This window comes from Allobosea sp. UNC402CLCol (genome assembly GCF_000745475.1).
Lineage (GTDB): Bacteria > Pseudomonadota > Alphaproteobacteria > Rhizobiales > Beijerinckiaceae > Allobosea > Allobosea spartocytisi.
The window spans coordinates 767,925-784,636 of the sequence record NZ_JQJJ01000008.1 but is presented as its reverse complement, the minus strand read 5'-3'; the positions used below and the strand labels follow the sequence as shown (position 1 = coordinate 784,636).

At 67.0% G+C, this 16,712-nt stretch carries 16 protein-coding genes; 9 read left to right on the top strand and 7 right to left on the bottom strand.

What is annotated here, in order from left to right; all coding sequences use genetic code 11:
• Positions 1-50 precede the first annotated feature (50 nt).
• Positions 51-1,022 carry a Bug family tripartite tricarboxylate transporter substrate binding protein gene (locus tag GY40_RS05770; protein ID WP_038359381.1) on the top strand — a complete coding sequence of 324 codons (972 nt, stop codon included), beginning with the start codon at positions 51-53 and terminating at the stop codon, positions 1,020-1,022.
• Positions 1,023-1,044: 22 nt separating this feature from the next.
• On the opposite strand, the gene GY40_RS05765 is transcribed toward GY40_RS05770, so the two are convergent.
• From GY40_RS05765 to GY40_RS05755, 3 genes are all read right to left on the bottom strand, one after another.
• Complete coding sequence (locus GY40_RS05765; protein ID WP_197062699.1) at positions 1,045-2,466, bottom strand: phosphomannomutase; 1,422 nt, start codon at positions 2,464-2,466, stop codon at positions 1,045-1,047.
• Positions 2,467-2,934: 468 nt separating this feature from the next.
• Positions 2,935-4,353, bottom strand: a complete 1,419-nt coding sequence (locus GY40_RS05760; RefSeq protein ID WP_038359378.1) for a mannose-1-phosphate guanylyltransferase/mannose-6-phosphate isomerase — start codon at positions 4,351-4,353, stop codon at positions 2,935-2,937.
• A 104-nt stretch (positions 4,354-4,457) separates the two neighbouring features.
• On the bottom strand, positions 4,458-5,804 hold the full coding sequence (locus tag GY40_RS05755; RefSeq protein ID WP_038359376.1) for a UDP-glucose dehydrogenase family protein: 1,347 nt from the start codon (positions 5,802-5,804) through the stop codon (positions 4,458-4,460).
• Positions 5,805-5,948: 144 nt separating this feature from the next.
• Between GY40_RS05755 and GY40_RS27470 the strand changes: the two genes are divergently transcribed.
• Positions 5,949-6,110 (top strand): hypothetical protein, encoded by a 162-nt coding sequence (locus GY40_RS27470; protein ID WP_156115878.1) that lies wholly within the window; start codon positions 5,949-5,951, stop codon positions 6,108-6,110.
• A gap of 153 nt (positions 6,111-6,263) precedes the next feature.
• A complete protein-coding gene (pgm, locus tag GY40_RS05750; protein WP_038359374.1) occupies positions 6,264-7,913 on the top strand; it encodes a phosphoglucomutase (alpha-D-glucose-1,6-bisphosphate-dependent) in 1,650 nt (549 codons plus the stop codon).
• 109 nt (positions 7,914-8,022) lie between these two features.
• On the opposite strand, the gene GY40_RS27465 is transcribed toward pgm, so the two are convergent.
• The 3 genes from GY40_RS27465 to GY40_RS05740 all read right to left on the bottom strand — a co-directional run bounded on the left by GY40_RS27465 (position 8,023) and on the right by GY40_RS05740 (position 9,937).
• Positions 8,023-8,181, bottom strand: a complete 159-nt coding sequence (locus tag GY40_RS27465; protein WP_156115877.1) for a hypothetical protein — start codon at positions 8,179-8,181, stop codon at positions 8,023-8,025.
• Between the two features lie 27 nt (positions 8,182-8,208).
• Positions 8,209-8,463: a hypothetical protein gene (locus GY40_RS05745; RefSeq protein ID WP_038359372.1), complete on the bottom strand. Its 255-nt coding sequence runs from the start codon at positions 8,461-8,463 to the stop codon at positions 8,209-8,211.
• Positions 8,464-8,800: 337 nt separating this feature from the next.
• Positions 8,801-9,937: a branched-chain amino acid ABC transporter substrate-binding protein gene (locus tag GY40_RS05740; RefSeq protein ID WP_051987544.1), complete on the bottom strand. Its 1,137-nt coding sequence runs from the start codon at positions 9,935-9,937 to the stop codon at positions 8,801-8,803.
• Positions 9,938-10,229: 292 nt separating this feature from the next.
• Here GY40_RS05740 and GY40_RS05735 point away from each other — a divergent pair, with 292 nt between their 5' ends.
• Genes GY40_RS05735 through GY40_RS05710 form a run of 6 tightly spaced genes read left to right on the top strand, consistent with a single transcriptional unit; the run spans position 10,230 to position 16,000 of the window.
• On the top strand, positions 10,230-11,147 hold the full coding sequence (locus GY40_RS05735; RefSeq protein WP_038360211.1) for a branched-chain amino acid ABC transporter permease: 918 nt from the start codon (positions 10,230-10,232) through the stop codon (positions 11,145-11,147).
• A gap of 4 nt (positions 11,148-11,151) precedes the next feature.
• Complete coding sequence (locus GY40_RS05730) at positions 11,152-12,327, top strand: branched-chain amino acid ABC transporter permease (protein WP_038359370.1); 1,176 nt, start codon at positions 11,152-11,154, stop codon at positions 12,325-12,327.
• Positions 12,328-12,329: 2 nt separating this feature from the next.
• Positions 12,330-13,148, top strand: a complete 819-nt coding sequence (locus tag GY40_RS05725) for an ABC transporter ATP-binding protein (RefSeq protein ID WP_038359368.1) — start codon at positions 12,330-12,332, stop codon at positions 13,146-13,148.
• Positions 13,135-13,833: an ABC transporter ATP-binding protein gene (locus tag GY40_RS05720; RefSeq protein ID WP_038359365.1), complete on the top strand. Its 699-nt coding sequence runs from the start codon at positions 13,135-13,137 to the stop codon at positions 13,831-13,833. The genes GY40_RS05725 and GY40_RS05720 overlap by 14 nt, the downstream gene beginning before the upstream one ends.
• Positions 13,834-13,849: 16 nt before the next feature.
• Entirely contained in the window at positions 13,850-14,998 is a 1,149-nt protein-coding gene (argE, locus tag GY40_RS05715; RefSeq protein WP_038359364.1) for an acetylornithine deacetylase, read from the top strand.
• Between the two features lie 48 nt (positions 14,999-15,046).
• Positions 15,047-16,000, top strand: a complete 954-nt coding sequence (locus GY40_RS05710) for a LysR family transcriptional regulator (protein ID WP_038360209.1) — start codon at positions 15,047-15,049, stop codon at positions 15,998-16,000.
• Positions 16,001-16,033: 33 nt separating this feature from the next.
• On the opposite strand, the gene GY40_RS05705 is transcribed toward GY40_RS05710, so the two are convergent.
• Positions 16,034-16,708: a DUF1028 domain-containing protein gene (locus tag GY40_RS05705; RefSeq protein ID WP_038359361.1), complete on the bottom strand. Its 675-nt coding sequence runs from the start codon at positions 16,706-16,708 to the stop codon at positions 16,034-16,036.
• Positions 16,709-16,712: the final 4 nt, after the last annotated feature.

Sequence of the window (16,712 nt, the reverse complement as noted above, 5' to 3'; positions counted from 1 at the left end):
CGCTCACGAGGCGCAAGGCGGATTCTCCGCATCAGGGAGGAATGAAACCGATGAGCATCACCCGCAGAACCATCATCGCCGCGGCTTGCCTTGCCGCGGCCGGGCCCGCTTTCGCGCAGGGCGAGTATCCCGGCAGCAGGGTCGTCACCATCGTCGTGCCCTTTGCGGCCGGCGGCACCACCGACATGCTCGGGCGCATCCTCGCCGACCGGCTCGGCGCACGCCTCGGCGGCAGGTTCATCGTCGAGAACAGGGCCGGGGCGGGCGGCAATACCGGCGTCGCCGCCGTGGCGCGGGCTCCGGCGGACGGCTACACGCTGACGATGGGCACAGTCTCGACCCATGCGATCAATCCGGCTGTTTATTCCAGGCTGCCTTTCGACCATGTCAAGGATTTCGCGCCGATCTCGCAGGTCGCGAGTGTTCCCAACATCCTGATGGTCAATATCGACCTGCCGGCGAAGAGCGTGCCGGAACTGATCGACCTGCTGAAGAAGAATCCGGGCAAGTACTCCTTCGGCTCCTCGGGCGCCGGCACCTCGACCCATATGGCGGCGGAGATGTTCAAGGTGGCGACCGGTACCGACATGGCCCATGTGCCCTATCGCTCGAGCGGGCAGGTGACGCAGGACCTGCTCTCCGGCCAGATCCAGGTCAGCTTCGACAACATCACCATCGCCTGGCCGCATGTGCAGGAGGGCAAGATCCGGGCCCTGGCGACGGCGACGCCGAAGCGACTCGAAGTGGCCAAGGATCTGCCGGCGCTGGCCGAGTTCATTCCGGGTTACGACGCCAGTTCCTGGCACGGTTTCTTCGCGCCCGCCGGCGTGCCGAAGGAGATCGTCGCGAAGCTCTCGGCGGAGACGCAGGCGATCATGAAGGAGCCGGCGGTGATCGAGCAGCTCAGGAAGCTCGGCGTCGATCCGGTCGGGTCATCGCAGGACGCATTCGCCGCCCATATCGCCGCGGAGACGACGCGCTGGGCCGAGGTCGCGCAGAAGGCGAATGTGAAGATCGAGTGAGGCGGCGCCCGCCGCCTTGCTGTCAGCGGGTCTGTGCCGCCGCGAAGGCGAGGTTTTCGGCGAGGAGCGCCTCGGCGGCCTCCTGCGTCGGCGCCTCGACATAGACGCGCAGCTCGGGCGCGTTGCCGGAAGCGCGGAAATGAGCCGTGGCACCATTGCCCAGCGTCAGGCGCAGGCCATCGCGGCGGTCGCGCGCCGCGACACCGCCGCGGCTCGCAAAGGCCGCATCGCGGAAGGCGGGATCCTCCGCGTCGAGCCTTGCGATGAGCGCCGCGGTCCTGTCCTGCGGAATCTCCTGCAGGCGGTTCGACAGGGCGATGGCAAAGCGGGCCTCCGCCGCGATGGCGCTCAGGGCCTGGCCGGATTGCCGGGCGAGCGCGAGCGTCGCCAGGATGGGCAGCATGGCGTCGCGCGTCGGCAGGGCGGGCAGGCGGCGGCCGTCACGCTCGACATCCGAGCCGAGCAGCACGCCGCCATTGGCTTCGAAGCCGACGATCGTCGTGGCACCCTCGGCCCTGGCCTGCTCCATGCCGGCGATGACATAGGGCGAGCCAACGCGGGTGCGGACGACCTTGTCGAACAGGCCGGGACGGTCGAGCGCCGAGTTGGAGGTGACCGGCGTGACGATCGCATCGGCGCCGAGGAAGCGCGCGGTCAGGGCTCCGACGAGATCGCCGCGCAGGAAGCGGCCGTTCTCATCGGCGACGAGCGGCCGGTCCGCATCGCCATCGGTCGAGACGATCGCATCGAGCGCCCGCTCGCCCGCCCATCGACGCGCGAGCTCCTCGTCCTCCGGCCGCAGCGCTTCGGTATCGACCGGGATGAAGTGCTCGCTGCGCCCGAGCGGAACGGGCGTGGCGCCGAGCCCCGCAAGCACGTCGCAGATGACGTCGCGGCCGACGGAAGAGTGCTGATAGACGCCGACGACCATGCCGCCCAGCGGTGAGGGCCCGAAGAAGTCGAGATAGCGCGCCTTGTAGGCCGCCAGCGCTTCATATGTGTCCGTCGCCACTGTTGCTTCGGGCACGGAGGAGAGGGCGAGGCGGGCCTGCCAGTCCAGGATGCGTCCCTCGTCGGCTTTGTCGATCTCACCGGCGGCGCGATAGAACTTCAGCCCGTTGCGATCGTCCGGGATATGGCTGCCCGTCACCATGATGGCGGGGGCGCGGCGCTGGATGGCGGCGAGCGCCAAGGCCGGGGTCGGCAGGGCGCCGCAATCGACCGGAACCAGGCCGGCGTCGGAAACGGCCTGCGCGCATTGGGCGGCGATGAGCGGGCTCGACGAGCGCAGATCCCGCCCGATCAGGACCTCGCCCGCGGGCCCCGCCGCATCGTCCTCGCGGATCATGGCGCAGAAGGCGCGGACATGGCTGTAAGCCGGCAAGCCGATGAGCTCGCTCACCAGGCCGCGCAGGCCGGAGGTTCCGAATTTCAGGCTGGTCATGGACAGGATACCAAGATCTCGCGGTTCGCGGCTGCAGGGTAGAGCATCTTCGAGTGGGGAGGATACCGGTTCGGGTGAAGAAAATGCCACGGAACAAGGGCTAGAGCGGTTCCGGCCTTAAGACATTCGCCGTACGCCTCGGCGCCGCAATGGCTGCTACAGGGCCTCGGAGAGGTCCGTTAAAATTGAAATATCGATTCACCCGGCTTTAGGGCCTGATCGTGCAGAACATCGTGGCGCGGCAGATATCGCGCCTGCTGCCAGGGAGACGGCATCGATGCTCACGATCGCGACGATTTGGTTGGGTTGCCTGGCGATCTTCCTGCAGCTCGCCGATTCCGCTCCGGAGCTGGGTTGGCACGACTGAGTCGTCCGTCGCTAGCGCATCGCGGCGACGGAAAGGCTTGCGTCGCACGCGCTTGAAGGCGGGCGACAACGTCGCGGTGGTGGCGCTCCGGCGCGTCTTGCTCAGGCGCGTGCGTAGATGTCCTCGATCCGGACGATGTCGTCCTCGCCGGTGTAGGAGCCGACCTGAACCTCGATCAGTTCGAGCGGAATCTTGCCGGGGTTGGCCAGGCGGTGCGTGCAGCCGATCGGCAGGTAGATCGATTCGTTCTCGTGGATGTAGGAGACGGTGCCATCCAGCGTCACCTCGGCCGTCCCCGAGACGACGACCCAGTGCTCGGCCCGGTGGAAGTGCTTCTGCAGGCTCAGCAGGCCGCCGGGCTTGACGTTGATGCGCTTCACCTGGAAGCGGCCGCCGAGGTCGATACGCTGATACCAGCCCCAGGGCCGGTACATGCGCAGATGCTCGGTCGCCTCGCGGCGGCCCTCTTTCTTCAACCGCTCCACCAGCCCCTTGACCTCGGCGGCGCGCGCCTTGGTCGTGACCAGGACGGCGTCCCGCGTCGTGACGACCACGGCATCATCGAGGCCGATGACCGCCGTCAAGATCTCGTCGCTGCGGATCAGCGAGTTGCGGGTGCCGATGGCGACGACCGGGCCTTCCAGCACATTGCCAGCCTCGTCCTGGGGGCGGATCGTCTGCAGCGAATCCCAGCTGCCGACATCGGACCAGCCGAAGCTCGCACGCAGCACGCCGGCATGGCGCGTCTTCTCCATCACGGCATAGTCGATCGAAACCTTGGTGGCCTCGGCGAAGCCTTTCGGGTCCAGCCGCAGGAAGTCGAGATCCTTGGTGGCCGCCGCCAATGCCCGGGTTGCGCCGGACAGCACCTCGGGCACGAAAGCCTCGAGCTCTGCAAGCATCCGCTCGGCCGAGAAGATGAAGTTGCCGCTGTTCCAGAGGAAGCCCTGCTCGACATAGCCCAGCGCAGTCTCGACGTCGGGTTTCTCGACGAAGCGGGCGACGGTGTTGGCGCCCTCGCTCTTCAGCGGCTTGCCGGGCTCGATATAGCCATAGCCGGTGGCAGGCTCGGTCGGCACGATGCCGAAGGTCATGATCGGGCCGTCCGCGGCAAGGCTCGCGGCGCGCTCGCAGTCGCGGCGGAAGGCCTCGACATCGGGGATGACGTGATCGGCGGCGAGCGCAAGGCAAAGGCCCTTCTCGTCCTTCTGCGAGACCAGCAGCGCGCCGATGGCGATCGCAGGAGCGGAATCGCGACGTTCGGGCTCCAGCACGATGTCGCCGGCGACGCCGACGGCCCGCATCTGCTCGGCGACGACGAAGCGGAATTCGTTGTTGGTCACCACGATGGGATCGGCGAAACCGTCGCCTTTCACCCTGAGCAAGGTCGCCTGGAAGGTCGAAAGCCCATCATCGAGCAATGCGATGAACTGCTTGGGCATGGAGTCTCGCGACAGCGGCCACAGCCGCGTGCCAGCGCCGCCGGCCATGATCAAGGGGGTGATGAGGCGGGAGGTCATCAGAGTATCGGACTCCAAATCAGGTTTTAGCCGCGTCGGCCTCAGGGCAGGGGCATGTTTCATGCCATATGCCGGCAAGGACCTACAGACTGTTCAGATTTCGATCAGGCTGCGTCGATGGCGTGGGAGGAGACCGGGTCGGAAATGCCGCGGCCGATATCGGCGTAGACGAAGCCCTTCTCGCGGACCTGCTCGCCACGATAGATGTTGCGCAGATCGATCAGGATCGGCGACCTCATGAGCGTCCTGACCCGATCGAGATCCAGCGCCCTGAAGATGTTCCATTCGGTGACGATCACGGCCGCATCGGCATCTTCGACGCATTCATAAGCATTGTCGCAATAGGTGACGGCGCCGGGCAGGACCGCCTTTGCCTGCTCCATGCCTTCGGGATCGAAGGCGCGGATCGTCGCGCCTGCGTCCTGCAGCGCGGTGATGATCGAGAGGGAGGGGGAATCGCGCATGTCGTCGGTGTTCGGCTTGAAGGTGAGGCCGAGCACCGCGACGGTCTTGCCCCGAACCGAGCCGCCGCAGGCCGCCACGACCTTGCGGCCCATGGCGCGCTTGCGCTGTTCGTTCACCGCGGCGACCGTCTCGACGATGCGCGCAGGGGTGCCGTAATCCTGAGCCGTCTTGATCAGGGCCAGCGTATCCTTGGGGAAGCAGGACCCGCCATAGCCCGGCCCGGCATGCAGGAACTTGCCGCCGATGCGGTTGTCGAGGCCCATGCCCCGCGCCACGTCCTGGACGTTGGCGCCGACCTGCTCGCACAGATCCGCCATCTCGTTGATGAAGGTGATCTTCGTCGCCAGGAAGGCGTTGGCGGCGTATTTCGTCAGCTCGGCGGTGCGGCGGCTGGTGTTCAGAATGGGCGCGCTGTTGAGATAGAGCGGACGATAGACATCCGCCATCACCTGCTGGGCGCGGGCGTCCTCGGTCCCGATGACGATGCGGTCGGGGCGCTTGAAGTCCTCGATCGCGGCGCCCTCGCGCAGGAACTCCGGGTTCGAGACCACGGCGAACTCGGCTTCCGGCCGCAATTCGCGCACGATCCGCTCGACCTCGTCGCCGGTGCCGACCGGGACCGTCGACTTGGTGACGATCACCGTGTAGCGGCCCAGCGCCTGCGCGATCTCGCGGGAGGCGGCATAGACATAGGACAGATCCGCGAAACCGTCGCCGCGGCGGGAGGGGGTGCCGACCGCGATGAAGACCGCGTCCGCTGCGCTCACGGGGCCGGCGAGGTCAGTCGTGAAGGACAGCCGGCCAGCGGCGGCGTTGCTGCGCACCAGTTCCGTCAGGCCAGGTTCGAAGATCGGAATCTCGCCGCGCTTCAGCGCTGCGATCTTGCTCTCCTGCTTGTCGACGCAGACGACCTCATGGCCGAAATCCGCGAAGCAGGCGCCGGATACCAAGCCGACATAACCCGATCCGACCATCACGATCTTCATCACCAACTCCAAAGAAACCTATTTCGCGCCTGCGACACATATATTGCCTTGGACGTCAGTACGAGGGCCAACCGTATCTCGTCGCGGGGCGCAGCCTGTCCTGCCGACCGCGGGGACCGGTCGGAATTCCCACACATCGCTCAAATGCGAGCGATTGCCTGCACCGAAGCGCAAATCCGGAGGGGCTACACCGAGATCAGTTTCTCGGGGTCTGGTCTCGTGCTCATCTATCTCGGCATCGTCTGGCTCGGCTGCGCCGCCATCTTTCTCGAACTCGCCGAACGCGCTCCGGTGATCGAAGGCTGACGCGGCCGATCGGCCCGGCGCGGGTTTCGCTCCCGGGCGCTTGGCAGAAGCGCGCTCGCGAGCTGCCGTGCTCCGGCCTTTTTCGCTCGCGACTTTGCGGACCTGCCGTCTATAACGGGCGGCGCATTGGCTGGCCTGCAACCGAGATACTCAATGACCGATACCGTGAGCCCCTACGCCGGAAAGCGGCTCGACCCCTCCATGCTCGTCGATGTCGCGGCACTGCAAAGGGCCTATTTCGACCAGCCTGATCCGTCGCAGCGTTCGCAGCAGGTGGCGTTCGGCACGTCGGGCCATCGCGGTTCGGCCTTCTCCGGATCGTTCAACGAGGCGCATATTCTCGCCATCGCCCAGGCGCTCTGCCTTTATCGCCGCGAACAGGGCACCGACGGGCCGCTTTTCGTCGGCATCGACACCCATGCGCTCTCGCGCAACGCCTTCGAGACGGTGCTGGAGGTCTTCGCCGCCAATGGCGTGACCACGATGATCGACGAGAAGCTCGGCTTCACGCCAACGCCCGTCATCTCCCACGCCATCCTGACCTATAACCGCGGCCGCTCCTCCGGGAAGGCGGACGGCGTCGTCATCTCGCCCTCGCATAATCCTCCCGCCGATGGCGGGCTGAAATACAACCCCCCTCATGGCGGGCCGGCCGATACCGACGCCACCGGCTGGATCGAGAAGAAGGCCAACGCCTTTCTTGCGGAGAAGCTCGCCGGCATCGCCCGCATTCCCTATGACAAGGCGCTGAAGAGCGAGCATGTCCGGCGGTACGACTACATCAGCGGTTACGTCGCCGATCTCGCCGATGTCGTCGATATGGAGGCGATCGCGCGGGCGGGCGTCTCGATCGGGATCGACCCGCTCGGCGGTGCCGGGCTCGACTATTACCAGCCGATCATCGACCGCTACGGCCTGAAGGGGACTATCGTCAGCAAGGCAGTCGATCCGACCTTCGGCTTCATGACCGCCGACTGGGACGGCAAGATTCGGATGGACTGCTCCTCGCCTTATGCGATGGCGAGCCTGATCGGCATGCGCGACCGCTTCGACGTCGCCTTCGCCAACGACACGGATGCAGACCGGCACGGCATCGTCACCCGCAGCAGCGGGCTGATGAACCCGAACCACTATCTCGCCGCGGCGAGCGCCTATCTCTTCGCCAACCGCCCCGGCTGGCGTGCCGACGCGGCCATCGGCAAGACGGTGGTGTCGAGCGCGATCATCGACCGCGTCGCGGGCAAGCTCGGGCGCCGGCTGGTCGAGGTTCCGGTCGGGTTCAAATGGTTCGTGGAGGGGCTGATCTCGGGCGATTTCGGCTTCGCGGGCGAGGAAAGCGCCGGCGCCTCCTTCCTGCGCAAGGACGGCACCGTCTGGACCACCGACAAGGACGGGCTCATCCTCGGCCTGCTCGCCGCCGAGATCACCGCGAAGACGGGAAATGATCCGGGCGTGCTCTACGACAAGCTGACGGCCGAGCTCGGCAAGCCCTGCTATGCGCGCGTCGACGCTCCCGCGACATCGGCCCAGAAGGCGGTGCTCAAGAACCTCTCGCCGAGCCAGATCACGACGAAGGAGCTGGCGGGCGAGCCGATCACGGCGATCCTGAGCGACGCTCCCGGCAATGGCGCCCCGATCGGGGGCCTCAAGGTGACGAGCGCCGATGGCTGGTTCGCCGCGCGCCCCTCCGGCACCGAGGAGGTCTACAAGATCTACGCCGAGAGCTTCCGCGACGAGGCGCATCTCGCCCGCATCCAGGAAGAGGCGCGGCAGATCGTCGGCGCGGCCTTCGCGGCGGCCTGACCAGCCGCTGGGGTGTCTCCGGTTGCGCAATAACCTCAATGGTTGCGATTGACGGCCGTCCTTCGTCCGTCGTCGCGAAGGCTGGCTGAAATCGGTGCGCGCCCGGGCCTCAGACGCTCGCGGCGAACAAGCGCCAGGCGATCCAGACGAGGAAAGCGATCCAGGCCGTCGTGACGATGCCGACCAGGGCGAGATAGGCGGCCGAAACGACCTTGGTGGTGAGCGTCTCAGGCGAGGCGTTGACGGGAGGGGGCGTTCGGTCGGTCATGGTCCGCGATCGAGGGATTGGCCCTTCTCACCAGTCGATGGGGTCGGAGATCGTCGGGCGGCGGCCCGGCGTGGTCTCGCGTAGCATCAAGCCGATCTTGCGCTTGTATTCATCCCACGAAGAAAGGATGCGTCCGCATTTGGTGCAGGTCACGTCGCTGTTCTGCTCCAGCCGGCCGGGAACCGAAATGCTCGCCGATCCGCAGGTGTCGCACTGAAAGCCGTCCCGCCCCATCATGATCTCCTCAAACTCACCGAGCCCGGGCCGGCTCGTCGGCGCCATGAACCGGCATGGCAGATGACTGGCGCCTGAACGCTTCGATCCGTGGCGCGCCCTCCTCCTTGCGAGCACCGAGGCGGGGCGGGACCGAGGAGGCTGATGCGATGGACGGGCGGGCTGCGGCGGCCATGTCGAATGCCGTGCTTCTGTGGGGACGGCTGGCGGCCGAGACGGCGCGCTCGATCACGGCAAGCAAGGCATTGCCGGATGGCAGGCTACGCCAATCGCCGGCGCCTCCGTGAGAGAAGGCCAGGAACGTCGCAAAGAAAAATGGGCCCGCGCTTTGCGCGAGCCCATTGCCTGGAGAAAGCGGCCGCCAAAGCGCGGCCGGACATCGGCGTCAGCGTGTCGTCCAGGCGCCGTTCTTGACCGTGCGAAGCTCGAGTTCGACCGGCAGCTTGGTCTGGCCGTTCTCGTCGAAGCTGGTATGGCCCATGGCGCCGTCGTACTGGGTCTCGCGGATCGCCTTGGCGATGGCGGCCTTGTCCTTGGTGCCGGCCTTCTTGATCGCCGCGACGATGATGTTGGCGGCGTCGAAGGCATTTTTGGTGTAGGTCGTCGCCGGTTCGGCGAAGTTCGCGGCCTGGTAATCCTTGGTCAGCTTTTCGAGCTGCGGATTGCCCTTTTCCTTGACGATGCCGGAGACGGTGCCTTCGGCAGCCGGGCCGGCGATCTTGATGAAGTCGGCGTCATGGAAGCCGTCGACGCCGATCATCGGCACGGTCATGCCGAGTTCGACCATCTGCTGGCGCACGAGGCCGGCCTCGGTGACGACGCCGCCGAAATAGATCGCATCCGGCGCGCCGGCCTTGATCTTGGTCAGCAGCGCGCGAAAGTCCGTGGTTCCGACCGGGGCGGCCTCGGCGGCCAGGATGGTGCCGCCGGCGGCCTTGTAGAACTTTTCGAAGTTCTGGGTGTTGGCGACGCCGTAATCGGAGGTGTCGGAGACGATGGCGATCTTCTTGCCGACGCTCTCGACCGCCCATTTGGCCAGGGGCTCGTTGGTGTTGACCAGCGTCGTCACGACACGCGACACCATCGGGTTGTTGCGCTCGGTGATCTTGGGCGAGATCGCGCCCCAGACGACGAACGGCACGCCGGCGCGCTGGAAGACGGGGATCGTGGCCAGCGCGACGCCGCTGTTCCAGTGGCCTGTGGCGGCCAGCACCTGCGGATCGTTGGTGAGCTTCAGCGCCGCGGCGACACCGGTCTGCGGGTTGGCAGCGTCGTCGAGGACCACGGCCTCGAGCTTGAAGGGCAGGCCGGCCTTGTTCGCCTGGTCGATGGCGAGCTGGAAGCCGTTGCGGGCCGAGAGACCCTGCTGCGCATTGCCGCCGCTGAGCGGGCCGATGAAGCCGATCTTGACGGTCTCCTGGGCCGAGGCGGCCATGGCCCCGACCACGACCGCCGCGCTGACGACCGATACGCGCAGCAATGCCGAAAAAGAGCCGTTTCCGGCGCCGAACTTGAAATTCATGATCCCCTCCAGGACGGATTTTGGAGCTCCCGCGGTCAGCCGGGCAGGCGGGCCTAGGATGCCTCGGCGGACAATCCGTCCTTCCCGAAAGGGGAAGCAAATCGGATATTTGGAAGCCCCGGCCTAGCTTTGCCTAAGTAGCTGGCCGGACGGGGCGCGAGCAGGTCCGGTACCCTGCCTCAAGACAAGCAAAGCAGAGATTCCGAAATTACGACTCCTGTCCGCTTGCGGGCTGGTGCACAGCCCAGGAAGCGGCCACGACATGGCCGCCAAGACAAAGAGAGGGACCGGAATGACCGAGCAGCTCCTGCAACAGATCCTGAACTGGATCACGCTCGGCTCGATCTATGCCCTGATCGCGGTCGGCTTCAGCCTGCTCTTCGGGGTGCTGAACATTATCCATTTCTCCCATGGCGACGTGGCGCTGATGGCGCCCTTCCTGGCGCTGGCGCTGGTGCAGACCTTCGCGACCGCGATCGGGGCCGCGGCCTCGCCCGGCGTCATGCTGCTGGCGGTCGCCCTCGCAATCGCGCTCACCGGGCTGCTCGGCGTCCTGCTCGATTTCGTCGTCATCCAGCGTTTCCGCAATGCGCCTGCGATGATGGCGCTGGTCGCGACGGTTGCGCTCGGCATCGTGCTGCGCGATCTGATCCGCCATCTTTTCCCCAACGGCTCCAACCCGCATGCGGTGCCGCGCCTCGTCCAGGGCAGCGTCGACATGCTCGGGGTGACGGTACCGGCCTTCAACCTCGTCGCGATCGCGGTCTCCGGGCTTTGCGTTTCCGGGCTTTTCTACCTGCTCGGCAGCACGCGGCTCGGCCTGCACATCAAGGCCGTTTCCCAGGACCGCGACGCCGCTCGCCTGCTCTCGATCGCGCCGGGCCGGATCTTCCGGATCACCTTCTTCATCGCTTCGGCGGTCGGCGCCATCGGTGGCCTGTTCTTCGCAGGCTATGCCGGCATCGTGCGGTTCGACTTCAGCGTGGATGTCGGCCTCATCGGCTTCTCGGCCGCGGTCGTCGGCGGGCTGGGCTCGATGCCGGGTGCGATCATCGGCAGCCTGGTGATCGCCGGGCTCGACACGCTGGTGCAGGCGGTGGTGCCGAACGGCGCGGCCTATCGCCTCGTCTTCGTCTTCCTGTTGGTGATCGGCGTGCTGGTGTTCCGGCCGGCCGGCCTCTTCGGCCGCACCGTCGTCGAGAAGGTCTGAGCCGATGACGGATATGACAATTCCCGCCCGCGCGACGCTCGGCACCGCCGGCGGCCTCGCTTTGGTCGCTCTGACGGAGATCGCCGGCGCGGCCTTCCTGCGCCAATTCCTGCTGGTCGACGACTGGCGCGCGGTGGTCGGCCTGCTCGCCCTGTTCGCCGGCGCGCTGGTCGCGATGCAGCGCCTGCCGGTGATCGAGGCCAATATCGAACAGGCCTTCGGCGCCAACCGGCGTTTCGCGATGCTGTTCGGCACGGCGATCGTGCTCGCCTTTCCCTTCGTGCTGCAGAACAGCAGCTATGCGCTGCACCTCCTGATTATCGCGCAGCTCTACGCGGTGCTGGCGCTGGCGCTGAACTTCCAGCTCGGCAGCGCCAACATCCCGAACTTCGCCACCGGCGCCTCCTACGGCATCGGCGCCTATGCCTCGGCGCTGCTTGCCCTGAACTGGGACGTCAGCTTCTGGCTCGCCTTGCCGGCCTCGGCGGTGGTCGCGACCATCTTCGGCTTCCTGCTCGGCATTCCCTCGATGCGCACGCGCGACAGCTATCTGGCGCTGGTCACGATCGCCTTCGGCGTGGTCGTCCACCAGCTCCTCAACAATCTGGAATTCACCGGCGGTCCCAACGGGCTGGTCGGCATCCCGGCGCCGGAGCTCTTCGGCCACTCCTTTGCCTCGCCGCTGGTCATCTTCGGGCATTCGCTGCCGTCTCAGGCGAATTTCTACTATCTCTCGGCGCTGCTCGTCGGCGTCTCGATCCTATTCGCCGGGCGCCTGCACCATTCGCGGATCGGCCTGGCGTGGAACGCGCTCAGGGCCGACGAACTCGCGGCCCGCTGCCAGGGCATCAACGCGACCTGGTACAAGGTGCTGGCCTTCGCGGTCGATGCGTTCCTCGCCGGTTTCGCGGGCACGATCTACGCCTTCTATGTCGGCTTCATCTCGCCCGACAACTTCACCTTCCTGGTCTCCGTGACGATCATGACGATGGTCATCGCCGGCGGGATGGACAACACGCTGGGCGTGATCGTCGGCGCGTTTCTGCTGACGCTGCTGCCTGAGAAGCTGCGCGCCTTCTCGGACTACCGCATCCTGTTCTTCGGCATCACCGTGATCGCCTTCCTGATGATCCGCCCGCAGGGAATCTTCCCGCAGCGCCTGCGCCGCTACGGAGGCTGACAATGAACGCGCCAGTCACTCCAGAAAGCCGGGCCCTGCTCGAGGGCAAGGATCTGACCATGCGCTTCGGCGGCCTGGTCGCCATGGCCGAGGTCGACTTCTCGCTGCGCAAGGGCGAGGTGCTGGGCATCATCGGCCCGAACGGGGCCGGCAAGTCGACCCTGCTCAACATCATCACCGGGCTGTACGTTCCGTCCTCAGGCGAGGTCAGGCTGGAGGGCGAGCTGCTCAACGGGCAGCCGGCCCATCGCATCGTCGCCAAGGGCATCGCGCGGACCTTCCAGTCGAGCCGGCTCTTTGCCGACCTCTCGGTGCTCGACAACGTCATCATCGGCCGCCACACCCATATGAAGACCGGGATCTTCGACGCTATCTTCAACCGCCGAAAGGCCGAGGCCGAGCTCGACGCGGCGGCGGAACTGGCCGAGCGTCTGCTCAAGGCGGTCTCCCGCGAGCTCCACGCCCAGCGCCACCGGCCGGCCGGGGAACTGCCACAGGCCGACCGCAGGCGTCTCGAGATCGCGCGCGCGTTGGCCAGCGAGCCCAAGGTGCTGCTGCTCGACGAGCCATCCTCGGGCATGGACGATTCCGACACCGACGCGCTGATGGACGATATCCGCTCGGTCTGCGCCGAGCGGCCGGAGCTCGCCCTCATGATCATCGAGCACGACATGCGCCTGATCGCGTCGCTGCCGCAGCGGGTGCTCGTCCTCGATTACGGGCAGAAGCTCGCCGAGGGCACCTATGAGGAGGTCCGCCTGATCCCGCGCGTGCAGGAAGCCTATCTCGGCCGGAAGGGAGCGCAGCATGCTCAGGCTTGAGAACGTCGACACCAATTACGGCGTCGTGGCGATGCTGCGGGACGTCTCGCTCAATGTCGAGCCGGGCGAGCTGGTCTGCATCCTCGGGCCCAACGGGGCGGGCAAGACCACGATCTTCCGGGCCATCTCGGCGCTGCTGCCGCTGGCGCGCGGGCGCATTGCGATCATGGGACAGGATCTCAAGGGCTCGCGCACGGAAGCGCTCAGCGCGCTCGGCGTCGGCTTCGTGCCGGAGGGGCGGCGCCTGTTCGGCGACATTTCCGTCCGTGACAACATCCGCCTCGGCTACGAGGCGCAGGGGCACCAGGCCGGCTTCGAGGAGCGGCTGGAGGAGATGCTGGAGCTGTTCCCGCGGGTGCGGGAGCGCATCCGGCAGCGCGCCGGCACGCTCTCGGGCGGCGAGCAGGCAATGGTGGCGCTGGCGCGCGCGCTCGTCGGCAAGCCGAAATTCGTGATCATGGACGAGCCCTCGCTGGGCTTGTCGCCGAAGCTGATCGACGAATATTTCGACACGGTCGCGGCGGTGAACCGCGGCGGCACGACCGTGCTGCTGATCGAGCAGAACGCCGAGATGGCGCTTTCCATCGCCCATCGCGGCATCCTGCTCACCAAAGGCCGGGTCGTGGCGGCGGGCAGCGCCGCCGAGCTGCTCGGCAGCGACGCCGTCCGGCATCTCTATCTTTGAACCGGACGGGGTGGTCATGGACACGCTGGCGATCCTCGACAGGCTGGTGGGTTTCGCCACCGTCAGCCGCGATCCGAACCGGCCGCTGATCGATTTCGCGCGCGGCTTCCTCGCCGGGCACGGCATCGAGAGCGAGATCGTCGAGGCCGAGGACGGGCGCAAGGCCAATCTCTTCGCCACCATCGGCCCGAAGGATCGGCCGGGCGTCATGCTGTCGGGCCATACCGACGTCGTGCCGGTCGACGGCCAGGGCTGGAGCCACGACCCGTTCCGGCTGCGGGTCGCGGACGGGCGCGCCTATGGGCGCGGCGCGGCCGATATGAAGGGCTTCGTCGCCTCGGCGCTCGCGCTGGCCGCGCGTGCCGCGACGCGGAAGCTCGAAACGCCGCTGCACCTCGCCTTCAGCCATGACGAGGAGATCGGCTGCGTCGGCGTGCGCTCGCTGATCGACCGGCTGGCGACGCGCCCGTTGCGGCCGAAGCTCGCGATCATCGGCGAGCCTACTTCGATGGCGATCGCGACCGGGCATAAGGGCAAGCTCGCGGCGCGGGCGACCTGCTGCGGCGTCACCGGGCACTCCGCCCTGGCGCCCAAAGCCCTGAACGCGATCCATCTCGCCTGCGACTTCGTCGGCGCGCTGCGCGGGCTGCAAGGCGAGATCGAGCGGGACGGCCCGCGTGACGGCGATTACGACATCCCCTACACGACGCTGCATGCCGGGCGCATCGAGGGCGGCACCGCGCTCAACATCGTGCCGGAGCGCTGCACGGTCGATTTCGAGATCCGCAACGTCGCCGAGGACGATCCCGAGGCGATCCTGACCCGGCTGATGGACGAGGCGGCCGCACTCGTCGCCGCGCAGCGGGCACGCTTTCCGCAGGCCGATATCGGCTTCGAACGGCTGAACGACTATCCCGGGCTGGCGACGCCGGCATCCTCCGAGGCGGTCGCCTTCCTGAGCGGGATCCTCGATGAGAGCGCACTGCGCAAGGTCGCTTTCGGCACGGAGGGCGGGCTGTTTTCGCAGCGTCTCGGCATTCCCGTGCTGGTCTGCGGGCCGGGTTCGATGGAGCAGGGGCACAAGGCCGACGAGTTCATCGCGCTCGACCAGCTCGCCGCCTGCGACCGGATGATGGACCGGCTGCTCGGGCGGATCGCGGCCTGAGGTGCTCCGCTTTGCGGGCCAGCTTCTCCCGTGCTTTATGCTGTCGCGATGCGGTTCTCCCTGCGCCAACTCGAATATTTCATCGCGGCCGGCGAGACGGGCAGCATCACCGTCGCCTCCGAGATGATCCATATCTCGCAGCCCTCGATCTCGACCGCGATCTCGCATCTGGAGCGGGAGCTGAACGCGCAGCTCTTCATTCGCCATCACGCCCAGGGCCTGTCGCTGACACCGGTCGGCCGCGCGCTGTTGAGCGAGGCGAAGCGGGTCGTGGCCCAGGCGGAGAGCCTCTACACCGTCGCCTCGGAAACGACCGGGACCGTGCGCGGCACGCTCTCTCTGGGCTGCATGGTGACGCTGGCGCCGATGCTGGTGCCGGAGCTGAGCAACAGTTTCGTCGCCGCCTTCCCCGAGACCACGATCCGCTATGTCGAGGGCAATCAGGAGGATCTGCTGAGGGGGCTGCGTCGCTCCGAGGTCGATGTGGCGCTGACCTATGATCTGCAATTGCCCGACGATATCGCCTTTGCGCCGCTGGTCAGCCTGCCGCCGCATATCATCGTGGCGGATACGCATCCGCTGGCGCGCCAGAGCGCTGTCACCCTCGCGGAGCTCGCGGACCAGCCGCTCGTGCTGCTCGACCTCCCGCTGAGCCGCGAATATTTCCTCGCCTTGTTCATGACGGCCGACGTGGTGCCGACGATCGTGGCGCGTTCGGCCCATCCCGATCTGGTGCGGGCCTTGGTCGCCAATGGCGTCGGCTATTCGCTGTTCAACGTCCGGCCGCGTTCGGATCAGTCGCTCGACGGGCGCAGGCTGGTCTCGGTCCGGCTCGCCGGCCAGCACCGCCCGATGACCATCGGCGTGGCGACGCTGGCGGCGCTCGCCAAGTCCAAGCTGATCGAGGCTTTCCAGGCGCATTGCGAAGCTTGCATCTCGCGCGCCTACATCCCCGGCATGATCGCGCCGGTGATGACCGACCGGCCGCGTATCGAGCCTTGACCTAACTGAAGCCAGCAGGCGATGGCTGGGCGCTCATTCGTCTCCGGGAACGCCGTAGGAGGGCGCCTGCCGCGGATCGAGCGCGCGCTGGATATAGGCGTCGAGCTGCGGCTTGTAGACCTCCCAGGCGCTCGCCACCGCCTCGATCGGGCAATCTTCCGTCCAGTCACAGCGCAGATCGGCGACCGGCCAGCTGACCTTGTCGACGATCTTCATCCCCGCCGAATGGACCGGTCCGGCTTCACCACCGGCGGCAAGGCCGGCCCGCATCGCGGCGATCAGCCTGTCGCCGAGATGGCCGGAGGAGGCCAGGAAACCGTCGACGATCGCCTGCGGCACGCCGTCATTGGCGAGAAGGTTGCCGCCGGAGGCAACGTCACGGGCCTGCGCCTGCGTCCAGATGCCCAGCGAGTTCGGGCCGGAGTGGATCGCCGTCTCGCCGTCGCGGTCGACCGCCAGCACCTGCCGGTATTCGATGAATTTCCCGCGCCTGCGGACTTCGGCGATGGCGTCCGTGGCGCGCATGCCGCCTTCCATCAGGTCGAGCGCCAGCGGGCCCAGCGTCGGGTCGGTGACGTTCTGCGAGGCCACGGCCCCGACACCGGCGCGCGCATAGGCGCAGCGCGCCGCGACCGCCGGCGAGGAGGAGGAGATCGCGACCCCGAACATGCCGGTGCGGGTGCAGCGGGCGACCAGCGAGAAGGTCATGCGA